18 protein-coding genes are annotated in these 22205 nt (G+C 37.5%); 13 read left to right on the top strand and 5 right to left on the bottom strand.

What is annotated here, in order from left to right; all coding sequences use genetic code 11:
* Positions 1–10 precede the first annotated feature (10 nt).
* From BR73_RS0125945 to guaA, 6 genes are all read left to right on the top strand, one after another.
* Positions 11–1369 (top strand): M23 family metallopeptidase, encoded by a 1359-nt coding sequence (locus tag BR73_RS0125945; RefSeq protein ID WP_051685593.1) that lies wholly within the window; start codon positions 11–13, stop codon positions 1367–1369.
* Positions 1370–1466: 97 nt separating this feature from the next.
* Positions 1467–2720, top strand: a complete 1254-nt coding sequence (locus BR73_RS0125940) for a S41 family peptidase (protein WP_033168643.1) — start codon at positions 1467–1469, stop codon at positions 2718–2720.
* 484 nt (positions 2721–3204) lie between these two features.
* Entirely contained in the window at positions 3205–5193 is a 1989-nt protein-coding gene (gene uvrB / locus BR73_RS0125935) for an excinuclease ABC subunit UvrB (RefSeq protein ID WP_033168642.1), read from the top strand.
* Between the two features lie 619 nt (positions 5194–5812).
* Complete coding sequence (uvrA, locus tag BR73_RS0125930) at positions 5813–8665, top strand: excinuclease ABC subunit UvrA (RefSeq protein ID WP_033168641.1); 2853 nt, start codon at positions 5813–5815, stop codon at positions 8663–8665.
* Entirely contained in the window at positions 8666–9247 is a 582-nt protein-coding gene (gene yfbR, locus BR73_RS0125925) for a 5'-deoxynucleotidase (protein ID WP_033168640.1), read from the top strand.
* Positions 9248–9999: 752 nt separating this feature from the next.
* A complete protein-coding gene (guaA, locus tag BR73_RS0125920; RefSeq protein WP_033168639.1) occupies positions 10000–11535 on the top strand; it encodes a glutamine-hydrolyzing GMP synthase in 1536 nt (511 codons plus the stop codon).
* Between the two features lie 182 nt (positions 11536–11717).
* On the opposite strand, the gene BR73_RS0125915 is transcribed toward guaA, so the two are convergent.
* Entirely contained in the window at positions 11718–12245 is a 528-nt protein-coding gene (locus tag BR73_RS0125915) for a TetR/AcrR family transcriptional regulator C-terminal domain-containing protein (RefSeq protein ID WP_033168638.1), read from the bottom strand.
* A 145-nt stretch (positions 12246–12390) separates the two neighbouring features.
* Here BR73_RS0125915 and BR73_RS0125910 point away from each other — a divergent pair, with 145 nt between their 5' ends.
* The 3 genes from BR73_RS0125910 to BR73_RS0125900 are packed head-to-tail and all read left to right on the top strand — an operon-like array spanning position 12391 to position 14777.
* Positions 12391–12915: a nitroreductase family protein gene (locus tag BR73_RS0125910; protein ID WP_033168637.1), complete on the top strand. Its 525-nt coding sequence runs from the start codon at positions 12391–12393 to the stop codon at positions 12913–12915.
* Between the two features lie 14 nt (positions 12916–12929).
* Positions 12930–13883 carry a nitronate monooxygenase gene (locus BR73_RS0125905; RefSeq protein WP_033168636.1) on the top strand — a complete coding sequence of 318 codons (954 nt, stop codon included), beginning with the start codon at positions 12930–12932 and terminating at the stop codon, positions 13881–13883.
* 15 nt (positions 13884–13898) lie between these two features.
* On the top strand, positions 13899–14777 hold the full coding sequence (locus BR73_RS0125900; RefSeq protein ID WP_033168635.1) for a radical SAM protein: 879 nt from the start codon (positions 13899–13901) through the stop codon (positions 14775–14777).
* A gap of 240 nt (positions 14778–15017) precedes the next feature.
* Here the strand turns inward: BR73_RS0125900 and BR73_RS0125895 are convergent, their stop codons facing one another.
* Entirely contained in the window at positions 15018–15269 is a 252-nt protein-coding gene (locus tag BR73_RS0125895) for an AAA family ATPase (protein ID WP_033168634.1), read from the bottom strand.
* Between the two features lie 58 nt (positions 15270–15327).
* A complete protein-coding gene (locus tag BR73_RS28010) occupies positions 15328–16269 on the bottom strand; it encodes a helix-turn-helix transcriptional regulator (protein WP_051685591.1) in 942 nt (313 codons plus the stop codon).
* Between the two features lie 186 nt (positions 16270–16455).
* Between BR73_RS28010 and BR73_RS0125885 the strand changes: the two genes are divergently transcribed.
* From BR73_RS0125885 to BR73_RS0125870, 4 genes are all read left to right on the top strand, one after another.
* Positions 16456–16647 (top strand): hypothetical protein, encoded by a 192-nt coding sequence (locus tag BR73_RS0125885; protein WP_242860757.1) that lies wholly within the window; start codon positions 16456–16458, stop codon positions 16645–16647.
* A 134-nt stretch (positions 16648–16781) separates the two neighbouring features.
* Positions 16782–17792 (top strand): hypothetical protein, encoded by a 1011-nt coding sequence (locus tag BR73_RS0125880; RefSeq protein ID WP_033168633.1) that lies wholly within the window; start codon positions 16782–16784, stop codon positions 17790–17792.
* 153 nt (positions 17793–17945) lie between these two features.
* Positions 17946–19121: an FRG domain-containing protein gene (locus tag BR73_RS0125875; RefSeq protein ID WP_033168632.1), complete on the top strand. Its 1176-nt coding sequence runs from the start codon at positions 17946–17948 to the stop codon at positions 19119–19121.
* 16 nt (positions 19122–19137) lie between these two features.
* Complete coding sequence (locus tag BR73_RS0125870; RefSeq protein WP_033168631.1) at positions 19138–20364, top strand: DUF262 domain-containing protein; 1227 nt, start codon at positions 19138–19140, stop codon at positions 20362–20364.
* A 349-nt stretch (positions 20365–20713) separates the two neighbouring features.
* On the opposite strand, the gene BR73_RS28005 is transcribed toward BR73_RS0125870, so the two are convergent.
* Both BR73_RS28005 and BR73_RS26920 read right to left on the bottom strand, forming a co-directional pair.
* Positions 20714–21619, bottom strand: a complete 906-nt coding sequence (locus BR73_RS28005) for a hypothetical protein (protein ID WP_051685590.1) — start codon at positions 21617–21619, stop codon at positions 20714–20716.
* A gap of 78 nt (positions 21620–21697) precedes the next feature.
* Positions 21698–22072: a hypothetical protein gene (locus BR73_RS26920; RefSeq protein WP_051685589.1), complete on the bottom strand. Its 375-nt coding sequence runs from the start codon at positions 22070–22072 to the stop codon at positions 21698–21700.
* Positions 22073–22205: the final 133 nt, after the last annotated feature.

The following is a 22205-nucleotide window of genomic DNA, read 5'->3' as shown; positions in this document are numbered from 1 at the left end:
AGAGGTGCGAATGAAGAGGATACAGTTTACAGATCGAAAAGGCCGTCCTGTTGATTTTAAAAAATTAGTACATAGAAAATTAAAGCTTGTTCCGATAGTATTATTGGTTCTGATATTTGCTACTCAGAATATCTTGAGTTATGCTGGTGAAATTGATAAAGCGAAACAGAATAAGACAGCCCTTGAACGAAAAAAGGAAGAAACTGAATCGAAAATTAAGGAATTAGAAAAAGAAAAAGATGATATACTTAAATATATCGAGAAATTAGATTTGGAGCTGAATGATCTTACCGAGGAAGTTGATAAACTCAATGAGAAGATAAAGACAGCAGAAAGTGATTTGAAAATTATTGAAGAAGATTTAGTAAAAGCGAAAGAGAAAGAAAAAGACCAGTATTCTGTTATGAAGAGCCGTATTAAATATATGTATGAGAACGGCGATACAGGTATTCTTGAAATACTCCTGCAGTCAGAGGATTTTTCCGATATGCTGAATCAAATGGAATATAAGGAGAAAATCACAGAGTATGATAACGGGCTTTTAGAAGGCTACAAGAAACTAAAAGAAGAAGTAACAAAAAAAGAAGCCGAACAAAAGGTAGTACTGGAGGATTTGAATACCTTAAAGGATGAACTTACCTTTGAACAGGGTACCATCGAGAGATTGCTGAAGGATAAGAATGCGGAAGTTGTCAAGTACCAGAAGAGTATAAACCAGTCAGAGGCACTGTCAGCTGAATATACGCAGAAAATCGCGGATCAAGAAGCGGCTATCGAGCAATTGTTAGAAGCTGAGAGAAAGAGAATCGAAGAAGAAGAGCGCAGAAGGAAAGAAGAGGAAGAACGTAAAAGAAAAGAAGAGGAAGAGCGAAGAAAGCAGGAAGAAGCCAAGAATCAAAACTCCTCTGATTCAGACAATAATTCTACGGGCAACAATTCCTCCTCAGGTGATAGCGGTTCTTCAGGAACTACGGTAAACGGCTTTAAGTGGCCTGTTCCTTCAAGCAGCAGAATAACCTCCGGATTTGGTTACCGTGACCAGCCTACGGAAGGTGCCAGTACATACCATAAAGGAATTGACATTGGCGCCCCTACCGGTACAACGATTGTTGCGGCTGCTGGAGGAAGTGTTGTAACCGCCTCTTATAGTGTTTCTGGTGGTAATTACATTATGATTTATCATGGTAACAGTACCTATACGATCTATATGCATTGTTCTAAGCTTCTGGTATCGGTAGGCGATGAAGTGAGCCAGGGACAGTCGATAGCTCTCGTAGGGTCAACAGGAATATCCACCGGACCTCATCTGCACTTTGCTGTCACTGTAAACGGTGAATATAAGAATCCCATGAACTACGTCAGTTACTAACGAGAAAAGAATTCAATAAAATACCCTTGCGATATACAACGACTTTAAAATTAGGGGCAGCCATTGTACCGACTGACCCGGAAAAGAGGTAAAAGCAATGAAGAATAAATTTCTGAACGGATTTTTATCCGGGTTAGCTGCAACTTTTGTTATTGTAGCAATTGTTGTAACGGTCTTTGCCAATAAGATAAATGAGAACCTGCTGAGGGAAAATGATTCTGTTAAGACAGAGAATACCAGTGCATCTGCTGCAGCGCAGGTAACAGATCAGGATATCCTTAAGAAAATCGATAAACTGGAAGGCCTGATAGATAAGTATTATATGGAAAAGGTAGATAAGAATACCATGGCAGAGGGTATTTACAAAGGGCTTCTGCAAAGTCTTGATGATCCTTATTCCGTATATTATACCAAAGAGGAGTATACGGCCTTAATGGAATCCTCCAGCGGTGTATATTATGGTATTGGTGCAACAGTTTCCTCCGATGTTAAGACGGGAGTACTCTCAATCGTGAAACCTTTTGTAGGCGGTCCTGCTTATGAAGCAGGTCTTCTGCCGGGAGATGTACTTTATAAAGTAAATGAGGAAGAAGTAACAGGCAAAGATATCACGGAAGTTGTCGGTAAAATCAAAGGAGAAGAAGGTACCACTGTTAATGTAACCATTGTCAGGGAAGGTGAAGCTGATCCCATTGAATTTACAATAACCAGACGTAAAGTAGAAGTGCCTACCATTGAGTATGAAATGCTTGATAATAAGATAGGATATATTGCTATCTCTGAGTTTGATGAGGTTACAGCAGAACAGTTCCGACAGGCACTTGCAGACCTTGAGAAACAGGGACAGAAAGGTCTTGTAATTGACATCAGAAATAACCCGGGAGGATTACTTGATACCGTGGTAGATATGCTGGACCGTATGCTCCCCAACGGATTGATTGTATATACAGAAGACAAATACGGCAACCGTGATGAATACAAATCCGACGGCAAAGAGGAATTTAATAAACCTTTGGCTGTGCTGATTAACGGAAACAGCGCAAGTGCTTCTGAAATCTTTGCCGGTGCCATTCAGGATTATGAAAAGGGAACAATCGTCGGAACTACAAGCTTTGGTAAAGGTATTGTTCAGTCCATTCTTCCTTTAACCGATGGGACTGCAATTAAAGTTACCGTATCCAAATATTATACTCCTAAGGGTAGAAACATCCATAAGATTGGTATTTCTCCTGATGTAACAGTTGAGCTTGATGAAGCACTTCGTAAGAAAGTCGTAATTGAGAAGAAGGAAGATAATCAGCTTCAAAAGGCTATCAGTATTCTGAACAAAGAAATAAAAGCAAAAAAATAAGTAGATAAAGTGAAAGTGTTAATTTGCCGAAAATAGTTCACAGAGACACTTTTTGAGCTCTGTCTTGCTCCTCTGAGCGAGGCAGAGCATGGGGTGCTAGCAGCGTGCCACGGGTCTTTTCGTCAAATCGAATTTGAAGCAATACCCATAAATAATCATATAGTGAACAGCCAGCTTATAATCGGAGATTATTGTAAAATGTGACAAGAAAACCGATAACAGCTGGCTGTTTTTCTCTATGCAAATACAGAACAAACATTCGAAAAATTATTGCATTCAATTTACAGGTATGATATAATGACATGAAATTGATATTAGGTAAATATACTGGTTATTCTGGATTCCGGTTTAGAAAGGAAGATCAGAAACCCATACTTATATAGACGAAGTTAACGAGGAAGGATGCAGCGTTCTGCAAGTGTCGTAACACCCCATAAGTCAGATGGTCGTAAGAAGGCAGTGCGCTATAAGAAAGGATAGTAAAATGAGTGAATTTAAGCTTGTTTCGGAATATGCTCCTACTGGAGATCAGCCAGAGGCGATAAAGCAGCTTTTGCAAGGTTTCCGGGAAGGAAACCAGTTTGAGACTCTCCTTGGCGTAACTGGTTCCGGAAAGACTTTTACCATGGCCAATGTTATTCAGGAGCTTAACCGGCCAACTCTGGTAATAGCACATAATAAGACCCTGGCAGCGCAGCTGTATGGTGAATTTAAAGAGTTTTTTCCTGAGAATTCCGTAGAGTACTTTGTCAGCTATTATGATTATTATCAGCCGGAAGCTTATGTGCCTTCAACAGATACCTATATTGAGAAGGATTCAGCAATTAACGATGAGATTGATAAGCTGAGGCATTCTGCTACAGCAGCCTTATCAGAACGAAGAGATGTAATTATTGTAGCCAGTGTGTCCTGTATCTATGGTTTAGGAGATCCCATTGACTATCAGGAGATGGTAATATCCTTACGTCCCGGAATGGTAAGGGAGAGGGATGAGATATTAAGAAAGCTGGTAGACCTTCAATATACCAGAAACAATATGGATTTCAAGCGTGGTACCTTCCGTGTTAACGGAGATGTGGTAGAGATATTCCCTGTTACTTCCGATGACAGGGCTGTCCGTGTGGAATTCTTTGGTGATGAGATTGACCGGATAACAGAGATTGATGTACTTACAGGAGAAATTAAATGTACCTTGGAACACATGGCAATCTTTCCGGCTTCCCATTACGTAGTATCACAGGAAAAGTTAGAGGGTGCTATTAAGACAATTCAGGAAGAATTAGATGAAAGAGTACTCTATTTTAAGAGTGAAGACAAGCTCCTGGAAGCTCAGAGAATTGCAGAGAGAACGAACTTTGATATAGAGATGCTTCGGGAGACCGGCTTCTGCTCAGGTATTGAGAATTACTCCAGACATCTTTCGGGACTGGAACCGGGAAGTACTCCTCATACCCTGATAGATTATTTTCCCGATGACTTCTTAATTATCGTGGATGAGTCCCATATTACCATACCACAGATTAGAGGTATGTATGCAGGCGACCAGGCCAGAAAGAGTACCTTGGTTAACTATGGTTTCCGTCTGCCATCTGCTAAGGACAACAGACCTTTGAATTTTGAAGAGTTTGAGAATAAGATTAATCAGATGATGTTTGTATCTGCAACCCCCTCTGTTTACGAGAAAGAACACGAATTATTACGTACGGAACAGATTATCAGACCTACCGGTCTTTTGGACCCGGAGGTTATGGTCAGACCTGTTAACGGGCAGATTGATGACCTGATTGGCGAAGTAAATAAGGAAGTAGCGAATAAGAATAAGATATTAGTTACCACACTGACCAAGAGGATGGCAGAGGATCTGACTGCTTATATGAGAGAAGTTGGAATCCGTGTGAAATATCTCCATTCTGATATCGATACCCTGGAACGATCTGAAATTATTCGTGACATGCGTATGGATGTATTCGATGTATTGGTGGGTATTAACTTACTTAGGGAAGGTCTTGATATTCCGGAAATCACTCTGGTAGCCATCTTAGACGCTGATAAGGAAGGTTTCTTACGTTCAGAGACTTCGCTTATCCAGACAATCGGACGTGCAGCCCGTAACTCAGAAGGAAGAGTTATCATGTATGCGGATAAGATGACAGATTCGATGAATAAAGCGATATCAGAGACCAACCGAAGAAGAGCCATCCAGCAGAAATATAATGAAGAGCATGGTATAACACCTACCACCATTCAGAAGAAGGTACGAGAACTAATACGAATCTCGAAAAAGGCCGATAAGAACTTCTATAAGATGGATAAGGATCCGGAATCCATGTCCCGCAAAGAGCTGGAGGCAGTTGTCAAGAAAGTTACCAAGGATATGCAGACAGCAGCTGCAGAGCTGAATTTCGAACTTGCAGCCGAGTTAAGAGATCATTTGATGGAATTAAAGAAGCAGCTCCATGATATGGAAGACTAGAGTATTGGTACTGTCTTTATGCGAAAATGAATAAATATTTGTACTTGATATTTATGCCTGATATTTATGCGGAAACAAATCAGAGAATGAGGAATAGGCTTATACAGCCATCCGCTGTAAAGCCGTGTAAGCTGTCCTGTCATGACAACAAAGCATTAGCGGCATTCTTCCAGGCTGCTTTCTTCTCTTACGGAAGAGGATAGTATCATGACAACAAAGCATTAGTGGTATTAGCTTAAATTACAGATGTTGTATTAGGTGAGATTTGTCCAGGCAGTTAGTTACAGTTTGCGAATATGATACAACCAACTATTTAAAGCCTTGTTCGCAAGACAGAGACGACAGATATTCAATCCGTATTTTTATTTATAGATTCTTTGTAGTTAATAATATGCTAATTTATGCGTTATGATATGATTTCAAAAAGAAAAGATATTGGATTTTTCACGATATTGAGATTTCTAACCATAACAGGAATTAATTAAATATATACAGACAGCATTAAATGCGCCAAAATGAATGATGATGTCTGGACACTGGCAACAAGTTTAGTAAAACATAGAAGTACTGCTATTTAATGAATATCAAGCTGAGCTTTGATAGGAAGAAAGAGGTTAAAATGGCTGATAAGAAACATTATATAAAGATAAGAGGAGCCAAGGAACATAATTTAAAGAATGTCACAGTAAATATCCCCAGGGATGAATTTGTAGTGTTAACAGGCTTAAGCGGATCCGGTAAGTCCTCTCTGGCCTTTGATACCATATATGCAGAGGGACAGAGAAGATATATGGAATCTCTCTCATCTTATGCGAGACAGTTCTTGGGACAGATGGAAAAACCCAATGTAGAGAGCATTGAAGGTCTGTCACCGGCAATCTCCATTGACCAGAAGTCTACCAACCGTAATCCCCGTTCCACTGTAGGAACCGTTACAGAAATCTATGATTATTTCCGCTTGCTTTATGCCAGAGTAGGAATTCCTCATTGCCCTAAGTGCGGTAAGGAAATCAAGAAGCAGACCGTGGATCAGATGGTAGATGAAATCATGCGGTTAAAGGAAGGCAGCAGAATTCAGCTTCTGGCACCTGTTGTAAGGGGAAGAAAAGGTGAACATGTCAAATTACTGGAGCAGGCTAAGAAAAGCGGCTATATCCGAGTTATGATTGACGGCCATCTATACGAACTGACAGAAGAGATTAAACTGGAAAAGAATATTAAACATAATATTGAGATTATTGTAGACCGTCTGATTGTGAAGGAAGGAATTGAGAAACGTCTTTCCGACTCTATTGAAAGTGTTCTGAAACTTTCAGAAGGTCTGTTAATGATAGACGTAGCAGGAGAAAAGCCCTTAAGCTTCAGTCAGAACTTTGCCTGCCCGGATTGTAATATAAGCATTGAAGAAATCGAGCCAAGAAGCTTCTCTTTTAATAATCCTTTTGGAGCCTGCCCGGAATGCCACGGGCTGGGTATCAAGATGGAATTTGCAGAAGAACTGATAATTCCCGATGGTTCTATCAGTCTGGCAGACGGAGCTATTGCTGCTCTTGGCTGGCAGTCTGCAACAGATAGGAGCAGTTATACCAGATGTACCTTGGAAGCACTTTCAAAGGAATATAACTTTAACCTTAATACACCTTATGAGGAACTTCCGGATAATATCAAGCATATGCTTATGCACGGCACCAACGGAAAAGTCGTTAAGGTAAGATATAAGGGACAAAGAGGCGAAGGCGTATATGATGTTGCTTTTGAAGGTCTCATTAAGAATCTGGAACGCCGTTACCGTGAGACCGGTTCAGAAACAACGAAACAAGAATATGAAAGCTTTATGAAGACTACCCCCTGTAAGGAATGCGGAGGACGAAGACTGAAAAAAGGTTCTCTGGCAGTAACTGTGGGAGATAAAAATATATCAGAAGTAACGGATTATTCCATCAGAGATTTAAGTTCTTTTTTAAAAAATCTCAAACTGACACCTACCCAGCTTAAAATCGGTGAACTGGTGTTAAAGGAAATTTGCGCAAGAGTCGGTTTCTTAATGGATGTAGGACTAGATTATCTTTCTCTTTCCCGTGCTACTGGTTCCCTATCCGGTGGGGAAGCACAGAGAATACGTCTGGCAACACAGATTGGTTCCGGACTTGTAGGTGTTGCTTATATTCTGGATGAACCTAGTATTGGACTCCACCAGAGAGATAACGACAAACTTCTTAAGACTCTTAAGAACCTGAAAGAGTTAGGAAATACACTAATAGTAGTTGAACATGATGAAGACACCATGTTTGCAGCAGACTATATTATCGATATAGGGCCCGGAGCCGGTGAACACGGTGGTGAGGTAATTGCAGCGGGAACTGCCCAGGAGATTATGAAGGTGGAAGAATCCATCACCGGTGCTTATCTAAGCGGAAGAATCAAAATTCCCGTTCCTGATGAACGCAGGAAACCTACGGGATACCTGACTATAAAAGGTGCTACCGAGAACAATCTTAAGAATGTTTCTGTGGATATACCTTTAGGCATTATGACCTGTGTAACCGGAGTATCCGGTTCCGGTAAGAGCTCACTGGTAACAGAAATACTTAATAAGAGATTATCCAGAGACTTAAACAGGGCACGTTGTATTCCCGGTAAACATGAGGCTATGATTGGCATAGACAAGCTGGATAAAGTAATCAACATCGATCAGTCACCTATTGGAAGGACACCAAGATCCAATCCTGCAACCTATACTGGTGTATTTGACCAGATAAGAGACTTATTCTCAGCAACAGCTGATGCAAAAATGAAGGGCTATACCAAAGGAAGATTCAGCTTTAATGTAAAAGGTGGTCGCTGTGAGGCCTGCTCCGGTGATGGTATCTTAAAGATCGAGATGAACTTCCTTCCCGATGTATATGTACCTTGTGAAGTGTGCGGCGGTAAACGTTACAACCGTGAAACTCTTGAAGTACGTTATAAGGGTAAGAATATCTATGATGTTCTTGACATGACAGTAGAAGAAGCAATGAAATTCTTTGAAAATATGCCTTCTATCCGAAGAAAGATTGAGACCCTTTATGATGTAGGCTTATCTTATATCAGACTGGGACAACCCTCAACCACGTTATCCGGTGGTGAAGCACAGAGAATCAAGCTTGCCACTGAATTAAGTAAGAGAAGTACAGGAAAGACCATATATATTCTGGATGAGCCTACTACAGGACTTCATTTTGCGGATGTTCATAAGCTTATTGAGATACTGAGACGACTCTCTGAGGGAGGGAATTCAGTTGTGGTCATTGAGCATAATCTGGAGGTTATCAAGACAGCGGATTATATTATCGATATGGGACCGGAAGGCGGAGACAAAGGCGGTACAGTAATTGCCAAAGGTACACCGGAAGAAGTAGCAGCGTCTCCTAAATCCTATACCGGATACTATATTAAGAAGATGCTGGAAGATCATAAAGAGGCGGTAGTATAAATGGAGAATAATTTTTATGCCATGATGTCTCGCATGAAATATATTGAGCGTTGGGCATTAATGAGAAATTCCAGACCTGAAAATGTCTCTGAACATACACTTGAGGTCAGTATATTAGCCCATGCCCTTGCGGTCATAGGAAATAAAAGATTAAATAAGAACTTAAATGGGGAGAGAGCCGCTTTAATAGCTCTCTTCCATGATTCCACTGAGATAATTACTGGGGATATGCCAACACCAATCAAATATTATAACGGAAACATACAGGGAGCCTTTAAGGAGATTGAAGCAGAAGCGGCAAGAAGACTGCTCTCTATGCTGCCGGAGGATTTTAAAGAAGATTATGAATCTATATTTTTTCCCAAGCAGGAAGAAGAATACATATGGAAACTGGTAAAAGCAGCAGATAAGCTTTCAGCCCTTATAAAATGTATTCAGGAGGAGAAGGCCGGTAATACGGAGTTCTCAAGTGCCAAGGAAAGTATAACGGAAGCGATTAAAGAACTACAGGTGGAAGAGGCAGAGATCTTTATGGGGGAGTTTATGGAGTCCTACTATAAGAATCTGGACGAATTGACCTGATGGGTGATATGATAGTTAGACTATTTTTTGCAGTTGATTTTTTGCAAATGGTCTAGTAGAAAGAAATTATTTTAGGGAATTATTTTAATATATTTTATACGTAAATTGCAATAAACAAGTTGAGGTTTAATTATCTTGTTAGATAATTTAGATGTTTGCTTTTATGTGATTCTGATTTTATTATTCGGGTAGTTCATGGTGAGTATCCTTTACACGATTTGGTTTGGATTAAATAATAACACAGATAAAGCTGGCTATAAATTTAATTAGTTCAATTTCAGGTTATAATGAGGCAAGAAGTTATTTTAAAAAACTTAGTATAAGAAACTTAGTATAAGAAACTTAGTATAAGAAACTATTTTAAAAAACTATTTTAAGGAATTATTATAAGGAATTTTTAATAAGGTGTTATTTTAGAATTCTTAATGATGATGTTAGCTGGATCTTGTAATACGATATTTCTTTGTTCTTATTATAATATTGGTAAGTTACAATAATTGTAATAATGGTTGTTGTCATAAAAGCAGCTTTGCGAGCTGCTTTTTCTCTTATTGATGTTAGTTTTATTCCTTTAATAAATAAGGTAAAGAATAGTTATAAATAGGGTAATTAATATAGCATTGCCAGTTGTAAGAAAGTCTGATATAATAAAAAAATATTTTGGTCTGGATTTCCTATAGAGGATACAGAAGAATATTAACGGTCACTGTTGAGAAAAATGAATATACAAACAGCATTAGGAGGAAAAACCAGTGGATAAGGAAATGGTAATTGTCCTTGATTTTGGCGGACAGTATAATCAGCTCATTGCAAGAAGAGTTCGAGAATGTAATGTATACTGTGAAGTATTGCCCTACAATACAAGCATTGAAAAGATTAAAGAAATAGCACCCAAAGGTATCATCTTTACAGGAGGTCCTGCAAGTGTATATGCAGAAGATGCACCTCACTGCGATAAGGAAATCTTCGAACTTGGTATACCGGTGCTTGGTATCTGTTATGGCTGCCAGCTGATGACGCACCTTTTAGGAGGTAAAGTTACCAGCGCAACAAAGAGAGAGTATGGTAAGACAGATGTAACAGTCAATGCGAAATCCCTGTTATTCAAAGGAGTTACCGAGACCTCAGTCTGCTGGATGAGCCATACTGACTATGTAGAGAAATTACCGGAAGGCTTTGAAGTAACCGCAACCTCTGATTCCTGCCCGGCTGCAGGACTTGAGCTGGAAGCAAAGAAACTTTATGGAGTACAGTTCCATCCTGAAGTAGTTCATACCCAGGAAGGAACCAAGATGCTTTATAACTTCCTTTATGAAATATGCCGTTGCTCCGGAGACTGGAAAATGGATTCCTTTACAGAGCAATCCATTATCAGTCTGAAAGAAAAGATTGGTGACAAAAAAGTTCTCTGTGCATTATCCGGTGGTGTTGATTCTTCTGTTGCTGCAGTTATGATCAGCAAAGCAGTAGGAAAGCAGTTAACCTGTATCTTCGTAGATCACGGCTTACTTCGTAAGAACGAAGGAGATGAAGTTGAGAAGATCTTTACCGAGCAGTTTGACCTGAATTTTATCAGGGTAAATGCACAGCAGAGATTTTATGATAAATTAGCCGGTGTTTCCGAACCGGAAGCAAAGAGAAAGATCATTGGTGAAGAGTTCATCCGTGTATTTGAAGAAGAAGCAAAGAAAATCGGTACGGTAGATTTCTTAGTACAGGGAACCATCTATCCCGATGTTATCGAAAGCGGCTTGGGAAAATCTGCTGTTATCAAGAGCCACCACAATGTAGGCGGACTTCCTGACTATGTGGATTTCAAGGAGATAATCGAGCCTTTAAGAGATTTGTTCAAGGATGAAGTACGTAAAGCCGGTCTTGAGCTTGGAATACCTGAAAACCTGGTATACAGACAGCCTTTCCCCGGACCTGGACTTGCTATCCGTATTATCGGAGATGTAACAGAAGAAAAGGTTAAGATAATACAGGATGCGGATGCTATCTACCGTGAAGAGATTGCAAATGCAGGTATAGACAGAAGCATCGGACAGTATTTTGCCGCTCTTACTAATATGCGTTCAGTTGGTGTTATGGGGGATGAGAGAACCTATGACTATGCAGTAGCGTTAAGAGCTGTTACAACGACAGACTTTATGACTGCGGAGGCAGCAGAGCTGCCTTGGGAAGTACTTGGTAAGGTGTCTTCAAGGATTGTAAATGAAGTGAAACATGTAAATAGAGTACTCTATGATTGTACGGGGAAACCACCGGCTACTATAGAGTTTGAATAACATAATAACGCCGGGAAGCCTCTAAATTAGCGGCTTCCCGGTTTTTGCGTCAGCAAAATGTCAGCAGAATAATATGATTATGAAGAATAAGCGAGGGTAAAGTTTTTGTGGGATATATTCTTGCCTAAAAAGCCCGAATTCCAGGAGAATTTTGGTTTCCACAAGTATTATGCGTGAAGATTTTAGGATTGAAAATATATCGCCTTTAGTGACTCCGGCATAGAGTTAAACATCATCTGAATGACAGTCTTTGATGGTGTGATATTGTCATTAAAGAGCCATTCTCTGGTCATACCGAGAGCTCCATAGCAGTAAAGACGGATGCTATATTTTGTCTGTTCATCCAGAGTATTTGTACCGCATAAAGTCACTGCAAGCTGTGTATAGCGGTCAGAGAAATATTCAAGCATATATTGCCACATGGGAGTTTGCGAGTTATCCTCGTAGGCTCTTTTGTAAAATATGAAGTCTTTTTTCATCTGGTCAAGTGCACTGGCGGCAGATTCCAAGTCCAACACATCTGTATTATAAGCGGATTGGAAGAAAATCCATGCCATCAAGTCATATTTATCATTGAAGTGATAATAGAAAGTCGGGCGCTCGATCTCCGCCTCCCTGCATATTTCTGTCACACGAATCTTGTCGATTGGCTTTTTTGCCATGAGTTTCCGCATAGTATCAGCAATCCATATTTTTGTTCGATCAGCCATGATTATGCCCTCCATTTCTTACAAAATATAAAACATGTAAAAATATCTATCATAATTATAATTCTGTATGTGTACTTTTGCAAGAATGGATTATAAAATGTAGAACATAAAGAAAAGATAACAAGATTGGAAAGGCGGTAAACATATGGAATTTTTGGAACTTGCAAAGAATAGATACTCGGAGAGATTCTTCGACAGCCGCCCTGTAGAACAGGAAAAGCTGGATAAGATCCTTGAAGCAGGTCGGACTGTCCCGACAGCTTGCAATTATCAGCCACAGAAGTTTTACCTGATACGCAGCGAGGAAGGATTGGCTAAGCTGAAGACAGTAACTCATTTTCATTACAATGTGCCACTGATGATCCTTGTCTGCTACGATGTCAGGGAGGTGTGGATGAATCCAGGTGATCAGTATTACAGAAACTACAATTCCGGTGAACAGGATGCCAGCATAGCGGCAGCAACCATGATGTATGAGGCGGAAGAGCTGGGCGTGCACACGATTTGGGTTAGGGGTTTTGATTCTAAGACAGTTGTGGATACCTTTGGACTTCCGAATCATATGATTCCAGTCATGATGTTGGGTCTTGGTTATCCGAATGACAGGGCGAAAGCGAACGCCTGGCACTATGAAAGAAAACCGATAGAAGATTTTGTATTTGATCTTTAAGAAATGGAGGCGCAATGATGAACAGAGTATGTGAAGTATTAGAAATTACGAAACCAGTGGTACAGGCACCTATGACATGGATCACTTCCCCGGAATTAGTTGCAGCGGTATCCAATGCAGGAGGACTGGGAATCTTAGGATTCAATGCCGGATTTGAGACAGGAAAAGCAACACCAGAAGAAACAGCGGAAGAAATGCGAAAAGTGATCCGCAGGACAAAGGAACTGACAGACAAACCTTTTGGTATGAATGTGATGACTTCTGTGTTTGATGGGGCAGGCTTTTCCAAAGCAACTATCGAGATCTGTAAAGAAGAAGGAGTAAAAGTTCTGGCAGCAATAGGATCGATTGATTCTGCGCAGATTAGAGAGTGGAAAGATGCAGGGTTTAAGATCATCTACCGCGACATGTATCCAACTGTGGCATCTGCAAAAGCAGCAGAGGAAGCCGGTGTTGATGTGATCATTGCTACAGGATGTGATGAGGGAGGTGGAATGCCTGTCGAAGCGACCGGAACGATGGTGAAGACAGCGCTGATTGCTGAAGCGGTAAAAATACCGGTACTTGCTGCCGGTGGAATCGTGAATGAGGCGATGGCAAAGGCCAGTGCTTGCGTTGGAGCAGAAGGCGCTTATGCAGGAACACGTTTTGTCCTATCCAAGGAATGCAGGGCTGCACAGGCAACAAAGGATGATATCTTAAATACCGGTGCAGATGATCTGGTAGTCTTAACTGAGGCTGATGGATATCTTAAATGGAGAGCAACTCCGCATAAGGTGGCTAAGGAAGCTATAGAAGAAAACAATAAAGGAAACCTGAAGCCGTCTATAGGAAGCTTCTACGCAGGAATGCTTAAAGGAGATATGGAAGCAGGTATCAATTCCGTATCAAGTGCAGCAAGTCTCATAAAGACAATCGATTCCTGCGAGGATATCGTAAATGAGCTTGCAAATGGATATGGATGTTAAGAGGAGGTGAATTAGATGCATTTTACAGATACAGTATACAGGAATCCATATTGGCCAACATTTCCACTACTTCAAATTACACAAGGTTGTACACATAATAGTTGCAAGTTCTGCACTATGTATAAGGATGTGCCTTTTAGATTGCAACCAATGGAGTGGATTGAGGAAGACCTTAAAGAACTTGCAGAAATGGTACCCGAGGCTAAGACTATACAGCTTTTGTCCGCCAATCCGTTGGCAATGAGCTATGACAAACTGGCACCAATTCTGAAAATGATAAAAAAATATCTTCCAAATATGGAAGTCATATATACACAGGGCAGAGTATCAGATCTTAAAAATAAGACTGTGGAAGAGTTAAAAAGTCTGAAGGAACTGGGCATGAATGAAGTCTCTCTTGGTATTGAAAGTGGCGATGACTGGACGCTGGACCGCATCAATAAGGGATATCACGCAAGTGATATCCTGGAGCAGTGTCATAAGTTGGAGGAAGCCGGAATCAATTATTGGATGACGTTCTTAAATGGTGTTGCCGGAAGAGAGCACAGCCATGAGCATGCCATTAATTCAGCAAAGATATTCAGCCAGTGCAAACCGATGCTAGTAGGTACCGGAGGCCTTACGCTCTTTCCGGGAACACCTTTGTTAGAAGAAGCACAGCGAGGTGAATTTGAACCTTTAAGTGAAAAGGAAATGCTGGAGGAACTTAAAACATTTGTTGAGAATTTGAACTGTGATTGCTCTTTCATTACGCATCACACAGTAGCGGCAAATATGACCGGACCGGATTTTTTGAAGAGAAAAGATAAGATTGTAGAGGCACTGGACAATGCCATCAAGCATGGTGATATGGACAGGCTTGCTGCCATTCGCAGAAATAAGAGAACGCTGTAAGATGAATGCACAATACGTTCGCTTTACGAACCAAAATAAAATGTGAAATAGAGATAAAATAAGGGCTTATTACAAATGAAAACTAAACAAATATGTTTCGTACAATAAGTAAACGGGCCGAGTTTGAGTGACCTAATAACGATGGGAAGCCGCTAAATAAGCGACTTCCCAGTTTTTTCATCGTTTTTTTTCAAGTTATTAATCTGGATCCTTTATAGCCTTCTGGAACGATGAACTTTATTATAATCTTAATTTCACGAGTGTTATGTCCTTTTTTGGAAATAAAAATGAAAAATCTATCGAGAAATTAAACGGAGTATTGTAATCTGTTTGATTATTAAAAAATAGATTAAGTGGTTTTAAAAAGTTAGATTTTCCTGCATCATTTAAACCAACAAAAATATTAAAATTATTGACTTTTAAAGTTTCGTTTCTAATAGATCTAAAATTTTTTATCTGCACAGAAGAAATTAAAATTCTATTTACATCCATTGTAAGTTAGCTCCTTAGTATAATTAATATTTGATTAATAATGCGAAAACGTACATTATTAATCTTTGATCGGTACATTAAATGTCTGCAACGAATCCTTATACTGTATCTGCATAATCTTATCATCCAACATACCTTCTTTGTAAGCCTTAATTATTTCTCGTACCGTATGATTCAGCGCAGTGGACAATACAGAACTATAAAAGTAAACCCCTAACAAGGTTTCACCATCAAACGAGTTCGTCTCTCGTTCAATCTCAATTCCTGACTTCTCCAGATAACTTACCATGGAAAGATACTCTGCATAAGCATTGGCGGCTTCGCCAGTAGCTTCTAATAATTCTGAATGTTTAAATATAGCACAGCAAACAAAGGTTCCGATACCAGATCTTTCAGGAGCTGATGCAATCTGTATATCAAATCCACTTCTAATTAATCTCTCAAATAAAAGAATGAATTCATTAACCTTTTTTATACTATAGGTGTTATTCACAAATGGCTTGTATTTTTCCTGTACTTTAGCCGCATTCGTTTTCTCTATTTCCATAGTATCAAGTGGGAATCTGTATTTCCAAAGTAAATATTCTTTATCATCATATCCCGAATCTTCTGAATTGGATAGAAGTTGTGATTTGGCTCGGTACCAGCTGTCGAGCTTATAATTGGTGTATCGAAACAATGGATGTGACTCGTCAAATGACAATACATACCGACCAGCTTCTTTTTCTATTACCAGTCCGTGATTTTCCTCTAATTCAAATAAGATCTGCATCAGATCTAGATCAGAATAGATATCATGATCTTTTAATGCACTTACATCTACATCAAGAGCGGCTGCAATCTCTTTTAACTTATCTTCTTTTGGAATCATTTTATGACTTTCATACTGTCGTATTCGAACATCGGCAGTAGCTGCTGAAAATCCAGCTTTGATACCAAGTTCTTTTTGAGTCATACTTCTTAGATCACGTATGGCTCTTATTTTGTGTCCAACTGACATCTCAAAAATCACCTCATTTTCTTAATGATGAACCCATTTTATCATAGAATAGAAAAAATAGAAAGAACAGAAATAAAAATCTTTCTAATTTGTACTTGACAGAAATAAATATATTTCTGTATAATAAAATCAAGATAGTAATAAATTTATTTCTATTCCAAATATTACACGAGAGGAGAGAAACGTATGGAAGTGATGGAAAAACCAGTTTATGTAGATGTAAACGAGGTATGTGCTGATTGGGGAGTTTGCCGAAGCAAAGGATACGCCATTATTAAGGAATTATCGGAACGAATGAAAAAAGAAAATCCGAAATTGCTTGTAATGAGTGGGAAAATCAACCGTATCTACTACGAAGAAGCATGTATGAAGAGGTAACTGATGATGAAGTTTAGAGAAAAGAAAAAGCTCCTGTTGGCGCAGGAGCTTGGGCACATGACTATGCATGTACGTTACATATAAATGTATTCTAGCATAGTCGCCGCCCCTTTTCAATTGAAAGGAGTGATTTTTTGGCAGTTTTAAAGAATAAAACCCAGGGACTATATGTGAATGTAAGCAAAGATATTTTACTTGATAAAAAGCTTAGTTTGAGAGATCGAGGAATGCTGGTAACGATATTGTCCCTATCAGACAATTGGGATTTTAATTTGAAAGGCTTTTCAAAAATTCTACCAGACGGAGTAGATTGTATCCGTTCTAGTGTGAATGAATTAATGAAAAGAGGATATCTGACTGGTGGACAAGAGAGAACTGGGAGAGGGCGCTTTGGTAAAAATGTGATTGAAGTGCATCAGGTACCAGTTCCACCGCAATTGGAAAATCCGATTACGGTAAATCCGTTCACGGAGAAATCGAAAACGGTTCCTTCGATTACGGGCATACCGCATACGGAACATCCAACACAAGTAATTAATAACAAAGTAAATAACAAAAGAGTAAATAATCATCAATCAATCTTTCAGAGGAAGGATGGAGAGATGGAAGTAAGACCTACGATATCAAAAAGTCTGGTTCCAATGCAAGAGCTGATAGAAAGGTTTGAATATTGTGAGCTGTGTCAAATCTTATCTTATCACCATCTATTACAAGAATGTAGGGAGTGCCAGTTATCACAATATGAAATCAAAGCACGTGTCATAGAGGAACTGAAATATCTAATCAGTTACGAAACTTTGGTTTTTGATGGAGATGGTGCAATGGTAGATGCTTTGCTTGACTATATGAGTGAGATTATCGCCACAGATAGAACCATTACTTTTAATAATGGTGAAACCTACGATGCAAGTAGTATAAATGATGGAAAGGTATCTGGTCATAAAAGTCAAAATGATAGCAGTGCAGAAGAAGCATTATTATTATTACTAAGTGAAAAACCTCAAATAAAAACAATTGAGATACAGGAAGCATTAGGTTGGACTTCAAATCAAGTAAAATATAACATTAAGAAGTTGAAAGATGATAAAAAAATCAAACGGTATGGATCAAACAGAAATGGTCGTTGGATAATACAGGAAAGGTGATTGGATAAAAAATCAACCAAATCAACCAATTCAACCAATTCAACCAAACCAACCAATTGGAAAGACTTACAACAAGTTTATGAAAAGAGCAAAGATTATTGATAAAAACATATGGAAATATATGCTGATAAAATACGATAGGAGGAAATATAGGTGGTATTAGATGATTTGTATAAAATAGTATCCGTTATCATGAATAATACAAATGATGTTGATGAAATATTACAAAAACCTGAAATCAGAGACTTTAAATCAATTGAAAAGTTAGAAAAGACAGATCAAGAAATTGATGAATTTATTAAAAAAAATGAAAATGAAGAAGAAAAGCAAAAAATTCTCTTCAACGTCTTTCAAAAAATAAAAATCGAACAGTCAATAGAAATTATTCAGGGTGACGTTGAAGCAGAAATAATTGATAATGATAAAAAAATGGTATACTCATTATTTTCTAAAATCCTTGAGCCAGATGAGGTTGAAATACAAGACAATATTCTTCAAATTAAATATGATTTTTCGGAAGAAAGTATGATCAAAAGTAGAATTTCAGACATTAAAAAATGGGGCGATGATAATGTTGTGGAAACGTTATCAAAAAAACTAGGGGTTCCCTTAGATAACATAATTTTTATTGATAGCGTAGGTGCATATATTGAGTTTATAAGTACGTTTGAAGAAAATAATTATGTATCGAGAGGCCAGAAGGATTGTACATATAAATTAGAACCATCTCTGCATAGGTTATACAAAGATGGTTACATAGGACATTTGTCTCAATATGAATCAACATTTAAGCAACGTGTACTATATTATGATGATAAAACAGAAAAAAAGAACAATGAAGAATTGAGAGCATATGGTCAGCACTTTGGCTTACCAACTAATTATTTAGATTTTACAGAAGCCCATCTGATATCCCTACTTTTTGCAGTGGAAGAATATGACTATATAGATAATCATTCTATAGTTTATTTTGTCGATGCTCTATCGCATAACAAAAGTACAATAAAGTCAGAACGAAAACTTGTTGATTTTTCAGATAATGAATTAAAAATGGCTTTACAGCGAGAATATTCTGATAAATCATACTTTGTTCGTGTGGGAAATTGTAATGAACGGATACATTTTCAAAAAGGTTGTTTTTTAAAGGTGGAAGCAAGCGACTCATTGGATGCAATGCTGTCGAACTATACCAAAATAGCTGTAATTGATAAGAATTGCAAAGAAGATATATTAAAAGAGCTGTTTAAATTAGGTATAACATTTGAAAATATATATCCAGATAAAGATAATATGGTTAAAACTATTCGATTTATTAAAGAACATATGTAGGAAGGAGACCGTAATAATGGAATTACCGTTAAAAGTAGAGTATACTAGACCACTTATATCCATTCAGGACATGGTTAATTTTATAGATAAAGGTGAAAGATATCTAAAGAAAGCTAGTGAAGAATTAAGTGAGGAAGATCAACTGGAATTCTTGCAGGGGATTATTTTAAGTCCAGATTATCAAAGAGAATACCGATCAAAAGCAAAGGAAGAAAGCTCAATAATTGAGTCAATTATAGTAGGAATTCCTATTCCTGAAATATTTTTGGTTAGAACTGGAAACGATGGGATTCAGCTAAGACATGTTATGGATGGACAACATAGATTGACTGCTATTTATAGGTTTATAAAGGATAAATTTTCTCTTACTGACTTAGAACTTTTAAAAGATAATGAAAAATTTAAAAATAAGAGATTTTCTCAACTTGATAAAGAAATAAAATTTAAAATTCTTGGAAGTCATCTTTCTGTATTAGAGTTTGAGTCATTTTCGAGTGATGACATGGAGATTGAGTTATTTAAAAGATATAATCGAAATACTAAGCCTCTTGAAAGACATGAAATGTCAATGGCGACCTTTTATTCATCTACTAGTCTTTATATTACTAATTTTCTGAACCACAATATTGAAAATATTGAAAAAGCAGATATGTCCGCACAGCTTATAAAAATATATAATGTTACAAGTGATAGAAAAAATAAACAAAGAAATCATCAGGAACTATGTATAATTTTAAGCATCATAAATAATGGACCAAATGTAATGTATAAAGATGGAGTTGAGATTGCAAATAAATATCTTGAGGAACGTTCAAATGCATACAAAACAGGGAGCGAAACACTCCAAGCAATAAAAAATGAATTTAATAAATTTAACTTTTTTATGTTGAAGTTAGCAGAGGCAGTAGAATATCCGTTTTCTATTGCAATTTTTAAGGGAGAAGACAAGCGCTCAACTAAGTTCCATACAGGTGTATCTATGGTTCTAGCCACGATATTTTATTACTTTGATGTAGATTTGAATCATCCATTATTGCTTGAAGACATAAAAACGATTATGGAAAATAGTCCATTAGGAGATGATACGTACAATGCGTCAAGTACAAATATGAGAAATCTTATGTCCTATTTATATAAGAAAAACAAGGTGTTTAATAGGTCATTTAATGCTTTGAAATTTAGAAATAATATATCGACGGATATTATTTCAATTTTAGAGAAAAATGAAAATGGTGCGTCTTAAAAACCTAATTAAATTGTAGAAAAACAAGTAGTTGTAAAACGAAATGTCGTCATTTTGTCAGCAAAATTCTTCAAAAATCAATGGAAATGATGGAATATACAGAATAAAAATACAAAATATAGTGCAAAAAGAAATAATGAAATACAATATATAGTACTAACTATCGAGTTTGAATAGTAGCAACGAGTCTGGGAAGCCTTATGCATTTGGCGAGTTGTGGTAAAATGCCCAGCAAGAGTTTGAGTGACATGAAGAAACGCTACAACCCAGTAAAATGAAGGGTTGTAGCGTTGTTTTTTTTGTGATTCTAGTTTGATTCTATTTTAAGAGTTGTTGTACTGATTCGTCTTTATATAGCATTGCCAATTGTTGAATCAATGCGTGCCTTTAATCTTTCATATAGATCATATTCATCTTCCCAAAAGATAGTGTTGATTTGTGCAACATCAAAATGCACTTTTTTAAATTCGGTTTGTGCGCATGAAAGAATTAAAGGCTTATTATTAGCTAGAGCATAACCAGCTTCAAAATATACACCACCTCTTTGCCCTGTTAAATCGGCAATTATAAAATGACTATCTGATATTTCTTTAAAGATTTCTGGTACAATTTGATTATTGTGTTCTTTAACATCAATAAGTATAGGAGTATATCCAGTATCTTTGATTGCTTTTTCGATATTTGATCTTGCAGTTTTTAATTTTTTATCAAAACTCATAGCAACAAATACCTTTTTAGTTTCCTTAGTTTCTAAAACTACTCTTGCACTACTTAATTCATATTTTTTTACACCTTTATATATTATAGATGCATAGTGTGCATAAAGAGGAGTATTTTTTTGTATTCCATCAATTAATATTATTAATGCATAAAAGAATTCAATATTATCTTTGATTCCTTGGACTTTTTGATATATATCAGAAAAGTAGGTTTGATATCCAAATGCATCATGCTCTGGGTAGAATTGAACTGATTGTGATGAGTGTTTTTCATCAAGTGGCCAATTCATTTCACTATACACATTAATTATATTGAATATAGATATATAATCCCATTCCTGGATAAATTCTTGGTAGGAGTCTGAGAAGTTAAAATCTTCATTAGGAGATGAAAACTGTTGTAACTCCGCTTTTTGTATATCGAAATATTTTTTAAATGAAATATAGGTATTTTCAGCCCAAATCCTAAATGTTACAAAGTTTTCCTCCAAGATTTGATCATTTCCATATACAGATTTGAATTTTTTTAAGTTCATAATTGTTATCCTTCCATTTGTATTAAAGAATTTTAGAATATAAGCGAAGGGTATCCTTCTTCACTATCAAATTACTATTCACCATGCTCTGCTTAATTCTCTCACATATTCCAATTCCGCTACTTCAGAATTATATTCCTCAACACTTGCGAATTCATCCTTAGAATCAATAGTCTTATGTAAAGCAGTTTTCGCCTGTGTCCACTTAGATAGTCTTTCATTTATCTGTGGATGATTAAAACGCAATGTCAATGTCTTTGGATCAATCGCACCCCTTGAATTCTTCTTTCCCTGAAAACCCACATCCACCTGCTCGTCCATTTTAAAGATTAAGGACAGCACATCTGAAACTGTTTCTATATCAAAATCCGTAAATAAATTGATACTTATGCCAAGAGCATTGGAAATTTTAAGAAGCTGGTCAGGTTTTGGTTTTTTTGTCACCGGCTTCATATTTTCTTATGGTCACTTCATTAATACCGCCAGCAAGTAAATTATTGATTCTATTTTGATTCTAAAATATCTTCACGCCATATGAAAAACAAAATAATATGTGGACTTCAGCGATTTATAAACAATAAACAGA

The sequence above is a fragment of the Clostridium sp. KNHs205 genome (assembly GCF_000702945.1).
Taxonomy (GTDB): Bacteria; Bacillota; Clostridia; order Lachnospirales; family Lachnospiraceae; genus Anaerocolumna.
This window is presented reverse-complemented; position numbering and strand designations above follow the sequence as displayed.